This is a genomic window from Fervidobacterium sp., from assembly GCF_059913585.1.
On sequence record NZ_DBOLZL010000022.1, the window covers coordinates 1 to 16,868 of the forward strand.

Annotated in this window: 17 protein-coding genes; 10 read left to right on the forward strand and 7 right to left on the reverse strand. The window is 36.1% G+C overall.

What is annotated here, in order from left to right; all coding sequences use genetic code 11:
* The 4 genes from AC3M61_RS07605 to AC3M61_RS07620 all read right to left on the reverse strand — a co-directional run.
* On the reverse strand, positions 1-407 hold a 407-nt coding region (locus tag AC3M61_RS07605; protein WP_500780272.1), incomplete at its 3' end, for a hypothetical protein.
* A gap of 89 nt (positions 408-496) precedes the next feature.
* Entirely contained in the window at positions 497-1,540 is a 1,044-nt protein-coding gene (locus AC3M61_RS07610) for a hypothetical protein (RefSeq protein WP_500780273.1), read from the reverse strand.
* A gap of 15 nt (positions 1,541-1,555) precedes the next feature.
* Positions 1,556-4,114 carry a dynamin family protein gene (locus AC3M61_RS07615; RefSeq protein WP_500780274.1) on the reverse strand — a complete coding sequence of 853 codons (2,559 nt, stop codon included), beginning with the start codon at positions 4,112-4,114 and terminating at the stop codon, positions 1,556-1,558.
* Positions 4,115-4,153: 39 nt separating this feature from the next.
* On the reverse strand, positions 4,154-6,667 hold the full coding sequence (locus AC3M61_RS07620) for a dynamin family protein (RefSeq protein WP_500780275.1): 2,514 nt from the start codon (positions 6,665-6,667) through the stop codon (positions 4,154-4,156).
* 411 nt (positions 6,668-7,078) lie between these two features.
* Between AC3M61_RS07620 and AC3M61_RS07625 the strand changes: the two genes are divergently transcribed.
* From AC3M61_RS07625 to hisIE, 10 genes are all read left to right on the forward strand, one after another.
* A complete protein-coding gene (locus tag AC3M61_RS07625; RefSeq protein WP_500780276.1) occupies positions 7,079-7,339 on the forward strand; it encodes a DUF6429 family protein in 261 nt (86 codons plus the stop codon).
* A gap of 250 nt (positions 7,340-7,589) precedes the next feature.
* Entirely contained in the window at positions 7,590-8,423 is an 834-nt protein-coding gene (locus tag AC3M61_RS07630) for an ATP phosphoribosyltransferase regulatory subunit (RefSeq protein WP_500780277.1), read from the forward strand.
* Entirely contained in the window at positions 8,417-9,031 is a 615-nt protein-coding gene (gene hisG / locus AC3M61_RS07635; protein WP_500780278.1) for an ATP phosphoribosyltransferase, read from the forward strand. Before AC3M61_RS07630 ends, hisG begins: the two co-directional genes overlap by 7 nt.
* The gene (gene hisD / locus AC3M61_RS07640; RefSeq protein WP_500780279.1) at positions 9,015-10,310 is read left to right on the forward strand and encodes a histidinol dehydrogenase; all 1,296 of its coding nucleotides are present in this window, start codon (positions 9,015-9,017) and stop codon (positions 10,308-10,310) included. The genes hisG and hisD overlap by 17 nt, the downstream gene beginning before the upstream one ends.
* Positions 10,307-11,329 (forward strand): pyridoxal phosphate-dependent aminotransferase, encoded by a 1,023-nt coding sequence (locus tag AC3M61_RS07645; protein WP_500780280.1) that lies wholly within the window; start codon positions 10,307-10,309, stop codon positions 11,327-11,329. The genes hisD and AC3M61_RS07645 overlap by 4 nt, the downstream gene beginning before the upstream one ends.
* The gene (gene hisB / locus AC3M61_RS07650; RefSeq protein ID WP_500780281.1) at positions 11,322-11,909 is read left to right on the forward strand and encodes an imidazoleglycerol-phosphate dehydratase HisB; all 588 of its coding nucleotides are present in this window, start codon (positions 11,322-11,324) and stop codon (positions 11,907-11,909) included. The genes AC3M61_RS07645 and hisB overlap by 8 nt, the downstream gene beginning before the upstream one ends.
* On the forward strand, positions 11,906-12,529 hold the full coding sequence (gene hisH, locus AC3M61_RS07655) for an imidazole glycerol phosphate synthase subunit HisH (RefSeq protein WP_500780282.1): 624 nt from the start codon (positions 11,906-11,908) through the stop codon (positions 12,527-12,529). Before hisB ends, hisH begins: the two co-directional genes overlap by 4 nt.
* The gene (locus tag AC3M61_RS07660; protein WP_500780283.1) at positions 12,508-13,233 is read left to right on the forward strand and encodes a HisA/HisF-related TIM barrel protein; all 726 of its coding nucleotides are present in this window, start codon (positions 12,508-12,510) and stop codon (positions 13,231-13,233) included. Before hisH ends, AC3M61_RS07660 begins: the two co-directional genes overlap by 22 nt.
* The gene (gene hisF, locus AC3M61_RS07665) at positions 13,223-13,975 is read left to right on the forward strand and encodes an imidazole glycerol phosphate synthase subunit HisF (protein WP_500780284.1); all 753 of its coding nucleotides are present in this window, start codon (positions 13,223-13,225) and stop codon (positions 13,973-13,975) included. The genes AC3M61_RS07660 and hisF overlap by 11 nt, the downstream gene beginning before the upstream one ends.
* A 23-nt stretch (positions 13,976-13,998) precedes the next feature.
* Positions 13,999-14,643, forward strand: coding sequence for a bifunctional phosphoribosyl-AMP cyclohydrolase/phosphoribosyl-ATP diphosphatase HisIE (gene hisIE / locus AC3M61_RS07670; protein ID WP_500780285.1), 645 nt, complete (start codon positions 13,999-14,001; stop codon positions 14,641-14,643).
* A gap of 166 nt (positions 14,644-14,809) precedes the next feature.
* Here the strand turns inward: hisIE and AC3M61_RS07675 are convergent, their stop codons facing one another.
* From AC3M61_RS07675 to AC3M61_RS07685, 3 genes are read right to left on the reverse strand one after another with little or no spacing between them, the layout of a single operon-like run.
* Positions 14,810-15,049: a thioredoxin family protein gene (locus tag AC3M61_RS07675; protein WP_500780286.1), complete on the reverse strand. Its 240-nt coding sequence runs from the start codon at positions 15,047-15,049 to the stop codon at positions 14,810-14,812.
* A 32-nt stretch (positions 15,050-15,081) separates the two neighbouring features.
* Positions 15,082-16,185, reverse strand: coding sequence for a permease (locus AC3M61_RS07680; RefSeq protein WP_500780287.1), 1,104 nt, complete (start codon positions 16,183-16,185; stop codon positions 15,082-15,084).
* Positions 16,175-16,474, reverse strand: coding sequence for an ArsR/SmtB family transcription factor (locus AC3M61_RS07685; protein WP_500780288.1), 300 nt, complete (start codon positions 16,472-16,474; stop codon positions 16,175-16,177). Before AC3M61_RS07685 ends, AC3M61_RS07680 begins: the two co-directional genes overlap by 11 nt.
* Between the last annotated feature and the right edge of the window lie 394 nt (positions 16,475-16,868).

Below are 16,868 nucleotides of genomic sequence, written 5' to 3' on the forward strand. Positions count from 1 at the left end.
GATAAAATTCTGCTCTTTCTTACTAAATCGGCTGTTTTGACATCGATGAAGACACCGAGGTTCAACAATTGTTGGATGGTGTCGAAAACAATTTCTGGAGGGGTGTCTTCGGTGAAAATCAAGGAATCTGATATGTCGAAAGAATCTTTTAACTTGACAAGTTCTGAAAGAGACCTAACTTCTTTTTCAAAAGAATTTGTGGAAAATGTGGCACTTTTTCCAGAGTCAACTTCTCTGCAAACTCGCATTTTGATTTTCATTTCTTGTGGTATATCATCAGAAAGCTCCTCAAGAACGTTGTGTAGTTCTTCTTTTCCTCTCCAAATGCAAGGTTGTCCCAGTTCAAGAGCACGCTTTAGTTCCTTTTTACTTGAAGTGATGACTAAATTTGTCATCTTATTTTCCATATGCAGTCCCCCTCATAAGTCATTCTATACGATAATCTAAATACTTGTAGACAAAAGTGCACTTTATCTATCAATCGATTTGTCATTTTCTATTTTCTCGAACCGGTGTTTGTATCTAAAATTGTTGGAGTTGTTTGTTTGCTGTCAGTATTTTGGGTTGATTTTGTAGTGTAATTGGTTGCAGATGCTTGTTCTTGTGTTAAAGGAATCTTATTAACATTATTTTGTGTATTTGTTGAATTTATAGTTGTTGGAATTACCTTTTCTGGAGCTTTTTGGTCGCCAAGTTTTTCCTGTTTTAAGTCTGTCGCTTCAACCGAGGTTTTGACAGGTGTAGCTGTTTCAGTAGGCGTGTCTATTGTCGTAGTACCAGACAATTGGCTTTGGGGTGAAGCACTTTTGTTTTTTGTCAAAGAAATCGCAATAATTATGACGATGATGGTGAAAAGTAAGATAATCAACATTACTTTAAAGAGGTTAGATTTTTTCTGTTTTGTACTCATTTTTTTGTTATGGTTTTGTTTTGTACCATTTTTGGACTCTTGTGCTGGAGTTGAAATAACTCTATTGATCACCTCTTTGATTTTTTCATAGCGCTTTTTATATTGTTCTCCTGTCTCGTCTATAATTTCTTCAACGAACAGACGGTAGAGTTCACCATTTGTAAGTATTAAATCAAGTAATTCCCTGAGTTCTTCATCTGATTTGCTATTTACGAAATCAATAAAACCTTTTCGAATAATTTTTGAATCGCCCGTTTTTTGGCTTCTAATGTTTTGAAAGTTTTTTCTCAATTTTCCATGGTATTCGAGATTTTTAGCAGCATAAGACAGCTCTACCTCGTCATTTGTAACCAATCTTATTTGTTCACCTAAACCTGGAATGGAAATGTCTATGAGTTCTATTAGGAATGTGATAAGGTTATAATTTCCCAAGATTTTCTCTATTTTTGTTTTGACAAGTGAACTAAGAGTTTTCGATAGTTCGTAGCTCTCCGTCTTGGAACTCTGAGAAGTTATGTCCTCTATAGATTTTTTTAGTTCGTAAGCTCCAACAAGGTCGCAGAGTTTTTTTAAAATGGTTCTTCCTTTTTCGTTGACTAAACAGTCGTTGTAAAGATTGTTGAGGAGCATCTTATTACCTCCTGATTAATCTGAAAAGATAAAGTCTAAGGTTTTTTTCAAGTGTTCAAATCTTCTTAGAATTTCTTCGTAAAGTGAAACAAGAGCTTCTCTTTCACTTTTTTCTAATTCCACATCTTGTTTACGATTCTTCAGAACTTCCGATACTGATTTGTAGAAGTCATCTATTTGTAATACTTGAGAGTTTAGCACATTTTCAAATTCTTTGTATATGTTATTAACTAAGTCTGTCAAATTTTCTTCGATTTGTTTGACATAATTATCGAATTGTTCTTCGACTTGTTCGTAAAAGGCCATCAGTTTTTCTACGATAGTTTGTGGGTTGTAACGATATTCTTCAATCTTCAGATTTTTACCAAACATTTTTGAAAATTCCTTTAATATCTTTATTCCAATCAATACAATCGGATTCTTCATTTCAAGGTCACCAGTAATATCTACTTTTTGGTATTGAACATCTGGTATTTGCTCAATGAATTGTTGTAACAAAACTTCGATGTTAAGTGTTAAATCAATGTTAGGAACTTCTAAAAGTGCATTCTCTTCATTTTGGTTGCAAAGGATATCTGACAACTCTTTGTTTAAACTGTCTACTGCTTGTTTGAATTTTTCATAGTCTTTGCTTATTGTTTCGTTGAGCGCTAAATTGATCTTTTTCACAGACTCGGCTATATCATTTTTAGTAGTTTCGAGGTTATTACTTATAATATTTTCCAAGTCTGAGAAATCAAGGGTTGGTTCAAAGACTGTAGACTCTTCCTCACCATTAACAACACGGTTGAACCAATTCCAAAACTCATTTCTTATCGCTTCCCATTTTCTCTTTGTAGCATCGTCAACCGATAGTTTGATTTTCTTTATGAGTTCTTCTTTCGTTTCCTTCAATTCTTTCGAAAATTCGGATTTCTTATCTCCGACTAGTTTACTGAACTCCTCACCAATGTTACTTGTTTCAGACTCAAACTCTCTTATTGCCTCTATTATTCTGTCAAGTTCTTCAGCCAATAGCACTTTTGATGAATTGAGCTCGTTAAATATTGTCGTTGACGTTGTGGAGATTGTTTTCGCATATGAATACTCTTTTTCTACCTGAGCTTTGTTTTCGAAGATGTAGGTTATATATTTTATAACCATCGAAAAGTTTGTTAATCTGATTAACTCATCAAATGTCAATTTTTTCTCCCTGCCAAATACATTTCTCAAACTGTTCGAGTAATTTAAAACAGTTGTGAGATAGGTTTTCATTTCACTGCTCAACTGGTCGAATTTTTCATCAAGTATGTTATCAATATACTTCCTAGCATCCTCTTGGTTTTTTATTTCCGGGAACATCTTTGATATTTCATTTAAATAGAAATACATCATAGCTGTTGTTGGAATTACCATAAATTGTTGAAAACCAAGCTCTTTAAATTTTTCAAACATAAAGTCAGAAATTTTGACAATACTGTGCTCTACGTTTGCATCTTGGAACATCAAGTCTATTTTGTTTATAACACCTATAAGCGAGTACTTTTTGTCCTGATGAGTAAAGATATCTCTTATTTCATTTAGAATATCAACTTCACTTTGCTGAGCATATTTTGAATAGTCCACGATGAATATAGCCACGTCTGTTTCTTTTATTGCTCTTTCTGTTAATGCTTTGTGCTCAGAGCCAGCAAGGTCCGGACCTGGTGTGTCCCAAATTTCGTAGTTGATTCCTTCTTTTTCCGGATAGTAGATCACCATATCGTCGAGCGCAGTTCCTTTTAGGTTGTGTTTTTCAAATTCTGATTTGATATATGTTTTGAGTTCGCTTGCGTTTAAAAATTCTTTTCTTTCACCTTTGTATTCTAAGAAGATAGTTTTACTTTTGTTGGGCTTGTATATAATTATGTTAGGAGTGGCAAGTTCAAGGCTTGTTGGTGCGTATTCTTCACCTAATAAGGCATTAACCAACATGCTCTTTCCGGACTTTTTTGTTGCGAACACCGCGATTTTTATAACATTATCACTTTTGAACATTTCAAGTGATTCTTCAGTTTTTTCAGCGTTTTTTAATATGGCATCTATTCTGTCATTGAATTTTTCGTTTTCTTTTTCATTTTTCAAATTGCGAATGTGTTCAATGAAATCTTTTAATTCTTGGCTTAAGTCCTCATATCTATTTAGCATTTTCTCCAAGGTCATTCTCTTTTTTTCTTCTTCAGTTGTGTAGACGTCGGCTATATAACTCAAATTTATTAATTGTTGTATTGTCTCAAATACTTCATTTAAAGCCGAACCTCTGATTAGTATTCGGTCATTTTCATCCAAAACTGGTTTTTCAGAAAGTATATCTGAAAGCCTTTTTGCTACCTTAGAATAACCAGCAGTTTTGAATATTGCCTCCTCTGTGTATTCAACTTCTTTGCAAGCCCGAAGTGTTAGTTTCTTGTGCAGTGGCAAGTCTTTTGCTTGTTCGATAACAGAGTATAGGGGTTCTTTACCAGCCCAAACGATGATTCTATCTAATTCGAGGTTTTGTTTTAACTCGCTTTTGTCATTTGTAATAAGTGCCTCTTTCACTTTTTTATGGTCCATAATATCACCCCTTAATAATTGTTTTACGTTTTTTTATAATCATTTGGAGAATTTTAATCTACCATCCAGCTCAGCTTTTAAGTCTTGCAGGTCGCTGATAATTTCTTCGAGTCTTATTTTGCGAGTTTCTATTTTCTTTGCTTCGGAAAGACTTCGCTGTCTGATTAATTTTATGTTTTCCTTAATAAACTTATCAAAGTCCTTACCATCAATCTTAGCTATTAGTATGTTTACATACTTGGTTAATTGATTTTTCAATGCGTCCTCAGGATTTATTGCCGATACAACACATTGTTGGAGAACATCTTTGAGATTTGCAATGTCGTTTTCTATTTCGTTTTTCACATCTTCATAGTTCTGAGCTCTTCTTTCGTTAAGCAAAACTTTTAGCATGTCGCCCTCTTCAGCCGCTGAAATGTAATCATATATCTTGTTTGAAATCGATTTTAAGTCATCGAACTTTACACCATGCTCTTCAAAGAAACTTTTGTATTTTTCAATTTCCCTTAGCATATAGTCATACGGAACAAATACAAAAGTTTCTTCAAGATGTTTGAAAAGTTGTTCTGTGAGATTTTTGTCTTTTAATATCTCTTCAAACTTCGGTCTTACAGCATCTATGGTTGGTTCTTGCACTAAAACATTGAATACAGCTAACTTTAAGGTTTCAGATTTGGAAAGGTTGACACCTTTATGGAACACAAATAAGCTGAAAACTTCTTTTTCGACATCTTTGAATTTATTATACCTATCCACACCAAGAGGAGTCATCATTAGTTCTATTATGTGTTGTGAGAATCTGTCAACCAAAAGTTCTATTGCCGATTCCTCGAATAAAGGTCCCATCTTTTCGTGAATGAATTCTTTCGCTTTGTTCTTGAGTTCGGGTTTAACGGATTCCTCATCAGGTTTCAGAGCTTCGACGAAGAGAGTTGTTAAGTCATCTTCTATTCTGTCAGTCTCAATTTTTATTATTGTTTTAAACGAACCAGAAAACTTTTCTCTTGTCCTTTTAAGTAATTCCATTCGCCATTCTTTGTTAAGTGCCTCTGGCTGTTCGTGAGATGATGAAGAACGTGCTTCTATGCTTTGTTTAATCTGCTCAATTTCTTCTTGAGAAAGGTTTTTGATTTCAGTTTGAACATGCTGTTTCAGTTTTGTACTTAATGGTTTCTTCTCATCAAGCTGTTTCTTTTCTCGATTGATGTACTCCTCAAGTCCAGTTTTGATTTTTTCATATGCTTCTCTTCGCACCTCTAAGACAGTGTCAGTGACAAAGTTAAAAACATCAAGTTCTTCTGCTTTTACATTTATAGTTTGCAGGACATCATCGATAAATTTCTTTGTTTCTTCAATTATAGCGTTAATTCGTCTCTCAAGAATTTTTGAGCGCTCGGTGTTGGCGTAATTGACAAGGCTGTGATATATCTCGTCTATAGAGTTGATAAATTTGTCTCCGTACGTGCTTTTAATTTTATCGTATGCTATTCGAGCTTCTTCTGATTTATCTTCTCCACATGCATAAAGAACGGCTAATGCCGAACCACAGAAGATACGCTCTTCTCCTACATCTAATCCATTTGCGATTAGTTCATTCTTAAATTTCTCAAGTCTTATATTAAACTCATCAATTGTATGTATCCTATCTATCTTGTTAATGAAGAAGAAAAGTTTTTCTTTCAATTCAACGCCATCATCTTCTCTTGTGGCTTTTATAATCTCAACTTCAGGTCCCTTGAAGCTTGGGTCATCTAAACGTAGCATAACAACAGCGTCTGCATCTTTCACCTTATCAATGGTGAACTTAGAATGTGAGAATGTGGGAGAATCAAATCCAGGAAGGTCGTATACTACAACGTTGGGGATATCTTCCAATCGCTCAGAATAGATTGTTACAGACCTAACTCCACGGCTTTTGTACCTGTCTGTTATATATGGCTTGTAGTCTTCTAATCTATCTTCAGGAAATTCAATTCGCCCAGTTGCAAATAATGTTTTTAATGTCTGGCGTGCATTCAACATATCAAGTAGGTCATTCTTTCCGCGATTAATATGTTCGTTGTACAAAGCTTTATTCTTTTCTTTTAAACTTTCAAAATGTTTCTCTAAGTCGTCTACTGAGACACTGTAAAGGTCTTGTTCATCAGGCTTAGGGTATCCTATTTCTCTCAGAAGTGGTCTAAACACTTCCTTAAGAAATTCCTCTTCTGTGTAGAATTCAACTACTACTTTTCCTTTTTCTGCATACCTTAATTCTGTTACTGTATAAGTGGCTCTTTCCTGGGCTGAGGGTAGAATATTTTTCTTGATGAAAGCATTAATGAACGCACTCTTCCCCACTTTTTCTTGCCCCATGAAGGCAATTTCTATTTCGTCTCTTTCAAGTTTGAGTTTGTATCTCTCAAGTTTTTTTGTGAGTTCGTCAATTTTTCTAAGTTTTTCCCTTCGTTCTGTGATGTTGTCAAATAGTTCGTGTTCTGTAATGTTCTTAGAGAGTTTGTTGAGAACATTAAGCGAGTTAATGATTCTTACAAGAACTTCATCTTTTTTCATAAAGAAGCCCCCTTTTGCAGTTTAGGTAGTGTCTATTAATGTTACGATTTTAGCATATGTATGTAATATTCCTTTGGCTTATTAGACGCTGAAAAAAACCAAAATTCCTTTTGTCGGAAATGACAAAAGAAAAAAGGCTTTTGGCTAATGAATATTATAACATTTTTTTATTCCAAAACCAATATCAATTTTTGTTTTTTTGTTTCTTTTTAACGAACCTAAAAAGGGAAATACCAATTACTGGAATTTGAATTTAGTTTCCATAACAAAATGATTTTTTGAAAAAGTTGTCAGGCTATGCTCAGTTATTTGCTTGTTTTCAAATGGCGAAAAAACATATTATTGTTCGGGCTTTGGTTTGGTATAATTTTGAGTGATAGGACGATATTGAATTTGTTGGAGGTGATACTTGTGTCTAGAAATGTTGAAGAAGCTGTTAAAGAGATGACTCTCATGCTTATGTATTTAACTTCTTGGAAAGAAAAGAACTTCGGATTTGAAGTAAGAAGATTCTGGAAGGGGTATAACTTTGGTGTTATAGATGAATTAGTTGAAGAAGGGTTGATTCATACTTCAAATCGTTCAAAGTCTGGTATCATGACAGAAGAAGGAGAAAAGGTTGCTAAGGAGCTTTTGAAAAAATGGGGGATATATGAATCAGATGCATATTGACTTTTTCTTACTGTCTGGATATAATATGAGAAAAGATGTTTTCCAGAGGTGTATCCTAATGAAACTTTCTGATTTCTCCGGCTATTTTAATTTAATTTCAAAACTCCATCATCACAATAAAGGCCCGGCGGTTTATCCTCCGGGAGTTTAGCTATTGGAGTTAAGCTAAACTCGACCGCAAGGGCCACGTTTAAGAAAACGTGGCCCTTTTTTTATTTGTATTTTTCACGAAATGCTGGAGGTGAGAGCTTTGGTTTTTAGTAATTTGATAAAGTTCTACGAACGGGTTGTAGAAAAAGGTTATGATGAGATTGTTTTTACAGCTTTAAAATCGGTTAATGAAAACACTAAGTTTGGTAATTTCTTAATGGATAGGAAAGGGAAACTTTATACTCTGCAAAGTGATTTCACAAAGTCTGTTATCGAGTTTAGAAAGGAGTATAGCATAAAAAAGCTTTCTAAGTTTTGGTATTCAGGTTTTGTTTACAGGTATGTTGGCGATGATTTGTACGCCGAATATCAGTTGGGACTGGAAGTTATTCCCAGTGATGCGGTGGAGGATTTTGTTGAAATAGTCGAACTTTTATTCTTTAGTTTGTATGAAATTTACGATGGTCCCTTCATTTTAGAACTCGGGCACACAGATGTGTATGAGTATTTGTTAAGAGATATTCCTGAAGAGATTCATGATAAGATTCTTAGAATTCTAAATTCAAAGAATCTTGCAGAGGTTGAGTTTCTTTCACAAGTTGAGAAGTTTGAAAAGATAGACTTTTCAAAGATTAAAGCTGTTATTGAAAATAGTATGTATGACAGGGAAAAAGAGAAGATTGCAAACATAAATGTTCCTGAGAAAGTTAAAAGCGACCTGTACAAAGTAATATCGAGAATTTCTAACAAATTTCAGGACTTGAGGATAGAGATAGACCTTTCACTTGCAAGAACAGAGGAGCATTACTCGGGTCTCGTATTTACGATTTACGATGTTAGTCTTTCAAAAGTAGTTGCTGCTGGTGGTCAGTATACAGTGAATGGCGAAAAGGGTGTTGGTGGTTGTATATTTGAGGAGGTGAGACGATGCTGAGATTAGCTATTCCTAAGGGCAGACTCGAAGAAGAAGTTAATAGCTATTTGGAAAGAGCTGGTTATGTGTTCAACGAGAAAACATCTATAATTTATCGTTCACAAGAGTTGGTCGGTTTTCTTGTTAGACCTTTCGATGTGCCAACGTATCTTTTGCAAGGTGCAGCGGACATCGGTTTTTGTGGAACAGATGTTTTAGTTGAAACTGGTGTAGAGCTATTACAGCCTTTCTATTTACCTTCTGAGTTAAGCAAGATGGTTTTTGCTGGACCAGAAGATAAGGAGATTCCCTCTGGAGAGGTATCGATAGCTACGAAGTTTCCACATATAACCCAGAGGTTTTGTGAGTCAAAAGGTTGGAAGTGTAGAATTGTTACATTAAAAGGTTCTGTGGAGCTCGCTCCTATTGTAGGTTTAGCTGATTTTATAGTCGATATTACTCAGACAGGTCGTACACTTCGGGAGAATCGGTTGAAGGTGCTTGAGGAAATATTGTTAATTCGATTACACGTTGTGTTGAATCCTGTTAGTTATAGAACTAAAAGGGCTGAAATAATGAACTTCTTAGAAAGGTTGAAAAGGGGGATTGATGATGTTAAGGTTAGCTAAGTTGGTTAATCCTTCAATAAGAGATGTTGAGCAATTTTTAAATACCCGACAGCAATCTTTTGTGGCTTTTGAAAAGAGAGTTCAAGATATTGTAAATAAGGTCAAGCACGAAGGAGATAAAGCTCTGAGTGAGTTTGTAAGCAGGTTTGAGAAATTTCCTTTAAAGCTCGAAGATATTCGCGTTAAGCCTGAAGAATTCGAAGAAATTATGGTGGATGATGATTTTGAGCAAAGTGTGTCAGTAGTTATTAAGGATGTTATGAATTTTCACGAACGTCAAAAGGAGAATTCTATGTTTTACGCAACACATAATGGAAGTATTTTGGGAGAATTGGTTGTCCCGCTTGAGAGTGTTGGAATTTATGTTCCAGGTGGGAAGGCGAGCTATTTTTCAACGCTCATAATGTGTGCTGTTCCTGCTATCATTGCTGGAGTCGAGAGAATAGTTGTAGTTACTCCACCGGATGAACGTGGAAAAGTTTCTGACTATGTAATTTCTGTGGCTAAAATGTTGGGAATTAGAGAAATTTATAAAATGGGCGGTGCACATGCTATTGCTGCCCTTGCGTATGGAACGGAATCAATTAAGAGAGTAGATAAGATTGTGGGACCTGGTGGGGTATTCGTTTCCCTGGCTAAAAAGATTGTCTTTGGGGACGTAGGTATCGATTCTGTGGCAGGTCCAAGTGAATTGGTGATAATAGCTGACGAGAGTGTGACATTGAATTTTGTAGTCGCTGATTTCCTTTCTCAGTCCGAACATGATGAAAATGCTATGTCAGTTTTGATAACAACCTCCAAGGTGTATTTTGAGGAAATAGATAGTGAGATTGAGCGTCAACTTAAGGAATTAACGCCTGAAAGAAGAGAAACCGTCAAGATGTCTTTGAAGAAAAATGGGATTGTCATGTTGGTTGAGAGCATACAAATGGCTTTAGAGATTTCTAATGTTATCGCACCAGAGCATTTGGAATTGCTCGTTGAAAATCCTTTTGAATTAATTGGAAAGGTAAAAAACGCAGGTTCCGTTTTTATGGGGAAGTATACCTGCGAAAGTGTTGGAGATTATGGCGCCGGTCCGAACCATGTGCTTCCTACTTATAGTAGTGCGCGTTTCTCATCTGGATTAAGAGTGTCTGATTTTGTTAAAAGGGTCTTTATTACTTATTTTTCGAAAGCAGAGTTTTTTGAGAAAAGTAAAATTTATTCAAAGATGGCAAGGTGGGAGGGATTTGAAGCGCACGCTAAGGCTGTAGATATTAGGAGGGATAATTTGTGAGGGTTTTAGAAAATGTGTTTTCCAGAACTGTTGAATATAAAAGTGAAGAACGTGCGGAAATTTATTTGGCACTCAATGAAAATCCATTTCCGTTTCCAGAAGAGATTTTGATAGATGTGTTTAAAAGTATCGATTTAGATAACTTTCGTATCTACTATGATTCACCTGATGCGGAATTTTTGAAAAAATTAAGCACGTATGTCGGTATTGATGGGATTTACGAAAGGAATATATCGGTTGGTAACGGTGCGGATGAAATTATATACGTTATTTTATCGATGTTCGAACGCGCTATTTTTTTTACTCCAACGTATAGCTGTTACAAAATCTTTTCGAGGGCTCTCGGTGTACAGTATGTAGAAATACCGCTCGAAGATAATTTTAGGATTCCAAATTTTAATTTCAAAGAAGGCGATGTTGTATTCGTCCCCAATCCGAATAATCCAACTGGTCATATCTTTCCTGTCGAGGATATTGAGCGTATTTTAAAATCGAAAGCCTTTCTTGTCCTTGATGAAGCCTACTATGAGTTTTCCAAGGTTACGTACGTTGATTTGATAAAAAGGTATGAGAATTTAGCTGTTGTTAGAACTTTTTCGAAGGCCTTTTCCTTAGCTGCCCAGAGAATTGGTTACGTTATCTCAAATGAGAAGTTTATTGAAGCTTACAACAGAGTACGCTTGCCTTATAACCTTAATTATATCTCTCAGTTACTAGCAAAGGCTGCACTTGATAATTTGGAACTTTTCGAAAGGCGTATTGATTACATAATCACGGAAAGAGAACGTGTATTAGATAAAGCAAAGCAGCTTGGATTCAATGTTACAGATTCCAAGGGGAATTTCATTTTTATCTTTTTGAAAAAGGAGGAGATTGAAGATATTAAAGTGCGGTTTATTTCAAAGGGTATTGCTGTTCGTTATTTTGATGAAGGGATAAGAATTACTGTTGGTTCGAGAAAAGAAAACGATCTCGTCCTCGCTGAGTTGGAAAAGTGGAGAGGTGATTTTAATGAGTAAAATAGAACCTGTTGATTTATTTGTCGAAGAGAGGATAACAAAGGAAACAAAAGTTAAAATCAGTCTATCAACATCTGGTAGCTTCTTAGAAGGAAGTACTGGCGTGAGGTTTTTGGACCATATGCTCTCAACTTTTTCAACGTACTCTGGGTTAGGCTTAAAGCTTGAGGTCTGTGAGTCTTTAGATGGTATTGCGCACCACTTAATCGAAGATGTTGGAATAGTTTTAGGTAAGGTTTTTAAAAAAGCGGTTGACTATTCTAAGATTACAAGATTTGGAGAGGCAACAGTTCCGATGGATGAAGCGCTCGTTGGCGCTTATGTAGACCTTTCAGGTAGACCGTTCTTTTTTAAAAATTTCGAGTTTATAGGTGCATATATTGAGGATTTTCCAACTGAAGCATTCGAAGAATTCATGAAAGGATTCTCAAATAACGCAAAAATTACAGTTCACTTCGTTAAGTTTTCCGGTAGAAACGAGCACCATGTCATCGAAGCCTGTTTTAAAGCTTTTGGTTTAGCAATCAGAAAGGCAGTTCAACCTTCGCAATTTTTGAGTACAAAGGGGATGATAGATTGAAAGCTAAGGAACTAAGGATTGGTATCATCGCTGTCGGACCAGGTAATATTATGAACCTTTACAGAGGTGTAATACGAGCTGTTGAAATAGGAAAGTTTAGCGCTCTGATAGATTTGGTGTACGAACCGACCAATGAATTGTACGACATACTGTTCTTGCCAGGAGTTGGACATTTCGAAGAGGGTATGAGAAGAATTAGAGATAGCAGACTCGATAAATATGTTCAAATGCACGCCTCCAATGAAAAATTAATTATTGGAGTTTGTCTTGGTATGCAACTACTTTTTGAAAGAAGCGAGGAAGCACATGGAAGCGTAGGACTTGGGCTTTTGGAGGGTGAAGTGGTTAGGTTATCAAGTAGAAGACTTCCACATGTAGGTTGGAACGTTGTGGATTTTAAAAACAATTTTCCAAGAGGATTTTATTACTTTGTTCATTCATACAGGGCAGTGTGTAAAGACGAGATAGTTTTGGCAACGACGGAGTATGATGGTGAGGTATTTCCATCAGCCGTAATGCATAATAAAACTATTGGTTTTCAATTTCATCCGGAAAAAAGTTCGCACATAGGTAATAAACTTCTACAAGAGGTGATTCGATGCTCGTTATCCCAGCAGTAGATTTATACAACCAAAGAGTAGTACGAATGGTTAACGGAAGTAAGCAAAATATGATAGTTTATAAGTTTCATCTAAAAGACTTAGTTTCTGAACTTATAAAGGATGGATTTCCACTTGTGCATATTGTTGACTTATCTATGGCAATTGACAATAGCGATGTGAATAGAGAACTTTTGGTGGAACTGGCTGATTACTCCTGTCATGTCCAGCTTGGAGGTGGAATAAGAAGTTTGGAGTATTCGAAAGAGCTTTTGGAGATGGGATTTAAAAGACAGATTTTTAGCTCGATGTTGATTGAAAAGCCTAAGGCTATTGCCAATTTGATTAATATGGGTGTAACACCAATCTTTAGCCTGGACACAAGGAATGGGTTAATGCAATACAATGGCTGGATGAAACAAGATGACCGAGATGTGCTCTCGTTTCTCTTGGAATTGAAATCGTATGGTCTTACTGAATTGATTCACACTTGTGTTGAATATGATGGCACAATGCAAGAAAGAGACTTCGGTTTGACTAAAAAGCTTGCTGTGAAAAGTGGTTTGAAAATTTACGCTGCCGGTGGTGTATCGTCTGAAAAAGTTCTTGAAAATGCAAAAACGCTTTACAAAGAGACTAACGGGGTCTTTGCTGGAGTCATAGTCGGAAGGTCTTTTTTGGATGGTTATTTGAGCAAAGAGGTGATGAAAAAGTATGTTAGCTAAAAGAATTATTGCTTGTCTCGACGTGAAGGATGGAGTTGTAGTTAAAGGTGTGAATTTTGAAGGACTTAGACATAGTGGAGAGCTCGTCGAGCTTGCAAAATTTTATAGTGAACTTTGCATCGATGAGCTTGTGTTTCTTGATGTAACTGCTTCGATTGAAAAGCGAAAGATCGTTGCCGAACTGGTTACCAAAGTGGCGGAGCAATTGGATATTCCTTTCACAGTGGGAGGAGGCATAAACAGTTATGAAATTGCTGCTGAGCTTATCACAAATGGTGCCGATAAGGTTTCGATAAATACGGCTGCTATTGAAAACCCAGATTTGATAACAAAAATAGCAAATAAATTCGGTAGACAGGCTGTTGTTGTCGCTGTTGATGCTAAGAGGTGCTCTGGAGAGTTCATTGTCTTTTCGCATTCTGGTAAGAAAAATACTGGACTTAGGCTAAAAGATTGGTTATTTGAGGTTCAAGAGCGGGGGGCTGGCGAGGTTCTACTTACAAGCATTGACAGAGATGGAACAAAGTTTGGGTACGATTTGGAAATGTTAAGCTTAGCTCGGGATGTGTTGGATATACCAATTATCGCTTCAGGTGGCGCAGGAAATTTTTCTGATTTTTTGGAAGTTTTTAATATCGGTATCGACGCAGCACTCGCTGCTTCTATCTTTCATTTTGGTGAAATTTCTCCTATCGAACTTAAGAAATACTTGAGGGAAAAAGGTGTATATGTAAGGATTTGATGGTGTTAATTGGAGGTGAATCTATGCTACTTTTTCCAGTTATCGTTCAGGAAGCAAAAAGTGGAGAGGTTTTGATGCTGGCTTATGCAAATAATGAGGCTATTGAACTAACTAAGAGCACAGGTTACGCTCACTTTTTTTCAAGAGAAAGAAGAAAAATTTGGAAAAAAGGAGAGACTTCAGGTAATATAATGAAGGTTGTTGAGATAAGAAAGGATTGCGACGAGGATGCTTATCTTTACATCGTAAATTTTCCAGATGACAAAGTGGCTTGTCATACAGGCAACAGAAGTTGCTTTTTTAAAAGTGAATTTATTAGTGCCACTTCTTCATTCAAACCGGATATTTTTTTAGAACACGAACAAAAAACCTCTATGACTCAAGAAAACTTGCAGGCCTGGTCTGTTTTGTATAAAACTGTTCTTGAAAGGAAGAATAATTTGCCAGAAGGTTCTTATACAGCTAAGCTTTTTGTTGAAGGAAAGTCTAAAATCGCAAAAAAATTTGGCGAGGAGGCAGTTGAAGTAATCACAGGATATTTAATGAACGATAAGGAAAATGCGATTTGGGAGATTGCCGATTTAATTTATCATCTAACCGTTTTAATGGTTGATATGGATGTAACACTTGAAGATGTTATAAAAGAGCTTAATAGAAGAAGAAAGTAGCAGTATTTGAATTGCGTGTTTCTGTTTTTTCAATCAAATAGCAGGTATTTTTATTTTCAAAAAAATTATCTTTGCGTTTTTCGGAAAGCGAGTAATGTGAGTAATAATGTAAAAAAGCTGAGCAGGGTAACTTTCCGCTCAGCTTTTTTGATTATCAAGCAATTTTTTATTTACTTAACAATGCCTTTGCTTCATCCAACGTTGGTATCTTTCCACTCAATACTACTTTTCCATCAATTGCCACCGCTGGAGTTGCGACTATTCCTCTGGAGATGATTTCGTTGATGTCTTGGACTTTTTCGATAACTGCATCGATTCCAAGTTCTTGAACTGCCATTTCCATGATTTTGATAGTTTGTTTACACTTTGGACAACCTGCACCGAGAACTTCGATTTTCTTTGCCATATAACTTCCCCTCCTTCTATTCTTTTGTTATATTAGGCTATTAGCCCGTATATCATTCCAAATAAAGTTGAGAAGAACACAACCAGTCCGAAATATGTAAATGCTTTCTTTTTGCCAAGCAGTTTTGTGATAACTATCATACTTGGCAAGCTAAGTGTGTTTCCTGCCATAAGCAGTGCAAGTGTTGGACCTTTTGCCATTCCAAGTTGTGTGAGTGCCTGGACTATAGGAACTTCTGTAAGGGTTGCAAAGTACATCAGTGCTCCGATAATGGAAGCGATAAACGTTGAGAACAGGTTATTTTTTCCAAGCAGGTAAACAACTATATCTTGAGGCAATAGTTTTGTAATGACTCCTGCAAGGAATACACCAACAAATAGATATGGGAGTATCTTTTTCGCAAAGTCCCAAGTTTCTGCTATCCAACTCTTTGTTTGGTCTTTTTCAAAAGCAAATACCGCCATTGCTAATGTGGTTATACCAAGAACGCCCAAACTCGAATATTTAACGGTAGGGTTAATCTTTAGTCCTGAGACAATGATGAAGAGTAGCTGTATCAGGAAGAAAGCTACTGCTTTTACATTGTCAGTGCCATCCGAGGTTGTTTGGACAAAACCCCCAACTCCTTTTTCTTTGAATAGGAATTCCATTATGAGACCAATTATTATCGCTGCTATAATTGTTGCAATCATTCTGGCGATTCCTAAGTCCCAGCCGAGCACACGAGCGGTCAAGAATATTGCAGCAATATTTATCGCAGGTCCAGCAAATAAAAATGTCGTTGCAGGTCCAATTCCAGCGCCCTTTTTGTATATACCCCCAAATAGTGGAAGAATTGTACAAGAACACACAGCAAGAATAGCCCCACTGACTGCAGCAATCGGGTAAGAGATGTATCGTTTAGCGTCAGGACCAAGTAATTTTAGAATAGCATCTTTCTTTAGCATGACCGAGATTGTTCCAGCTATAAAGAACGCTGGCACGAGGCAGAGAAGGACATGTTCGCGTGCGTATTCATTGAGCATCTTGAAACCGTTGAGAATGCTTTCACTGACAATAGGTAAATCAAATGGAACGAAGTAGAAAATCAAAAAGACGATAAGGAGAGCTATAAACAGTTTAATCTCACTTATCATTTAAACCCACCTCCAAGTTCGTATGTTTTTCGATGATTTCTAAAATTTCGCGCAATAGTTCGTTATCTGAGAGTCGATATCTGATAGTATTACCCACTTTGTTATTTTCGACCAATCCACTCAATCTCAGAATCGAAAGGTGTTGAGATAGGTTGGGTTGGCTTACTTCCAGCAAAGGAAGAAGCTCACAAACACACAATTCACCATTTCGTTTTAGAAGCTGTAGTATTTTTAATCTTATTGGATGACCAATTATTTTTAATAATTCTGCCACGTTTTCCAATTCCATATAGACCACCTTCCATGAGGAATTTTGATTTCCAGTTTTAGTATATAAGAAAATTCGAATATTGTCAATAACGAAATATGAGAGTCAGTGTACTTGATTTTAATTACTTGGAAGTTGACTGAGAATTATCAGATTTTTGAGTATTGAGTATCGACTATTAGGACAATCAAAGAAACCCTTTACTTGTATAACCTGGATATTTATACCTTCGCACCAAGCAAGTATTTTGTATTTTTTTGATTTGCAAAACCTTTTTATGTAATGCTTTGCTTTGATTCGGTTTTGAAAAGCGGAAGGTATAATGAAAAAGCACGGCTTCAAGAATGATTGAAGCCGTGCGAGATGAACTGCGGAATATTTTACATATTACGTTTCGCAAGTAAGCATTTGTGAA

What these genes read in the sequence shown, in the direction of transcription:
- AC3M61_RS07610 (WP_500780273.1), bottom strand. Translation starts at nt 1,540, where the DNA reads ATGCTCCTCAACAATCTTTACAACGACTGTTTAGTCAACGAAAAAGGA.
- AC3M61_RS07615 (WP_500780274.1), bottom strand. Translation starts at nt 4,114, where the DNA reads ATGGACCATAAAAAAGTGAAAGAGGCACTTATTACAAATGACAAAAGC.
- AC3M61_RS07620 (WP_500780275.1), bottom strand. Translation starts at nt 6,667, where the DNA reads ATGAAAAAAGATGAAGTTCTTGTAAGAATCATTAACTCGCTTAATGTT.
- hisG (WP_500780278.1), top strand. Translation starts at nt 8,417, where the DNA reads ATGCTGAGATTAGCTATTCCTAAGGGCAGACTCGAAGAAGAAGTTAAT.
- hisD (WP_500780279.1), top strand. Translation starts at nt 9,015, where the DNA reads ATGTTAAGGTTAGCTAAGTTGGTTAATCCTTCAATAAGAGATGTTGAG.
- hisB (WP_500780281.1), top strand. Translation starts at nt 11,322, where the DNA reads ATGAGTAAAATAGAACCTGTTGATTTATTTGTCGAAGAGAGGATAACA.
- AC3M61_RS07660 (WP_500780283.1), top strand. Translation starts at nt 12,508, where the DNA reads ATGCTCGTTATCCCAGCAGTAGATTTATACAACCAAAGAGTAGTACGA.
- hisF (WP_500780284.1), top strand. Translation starts at nt 13,223, where the DNA reads ATGTTAGCTAAAAGAATTATTGCTTGTCTCGACGTGAAGGATGGAGTT.
- hisIE (WP_500780285.1), top strand. Translation starts at nt 13,999, where the DNA reads ATGCTACTTTTTCCAGTTATCGTTCAGGAAGCAAAAAGTGGAGAGGTT.
- AC3M61_RS07675 (WP_500780286.1), bottom strand. Translation starts at nt 15,049, where the DNA reads ATGGCAAAGAAAATCGAAGTTCTCGGTGCAGGTTGTCCAAAGTGTAAA.
- AC3M61_RS07680 (WP_500780287.1), bottom strand. Translation starts at nt 16,185, where the DNA reads ATGATAAGTGAGATTAAACTGTTTATAGCTCTCCTTATCGTCTTTTTG.
- AC3M61_RS07685 (WP_500780288.1), bottom strand. Translation starts at nt 16,474, where the DNA reads ATGGAATTGGAAAACGTGGCAGAATTATTAAAAATAATTGGTCATCCA.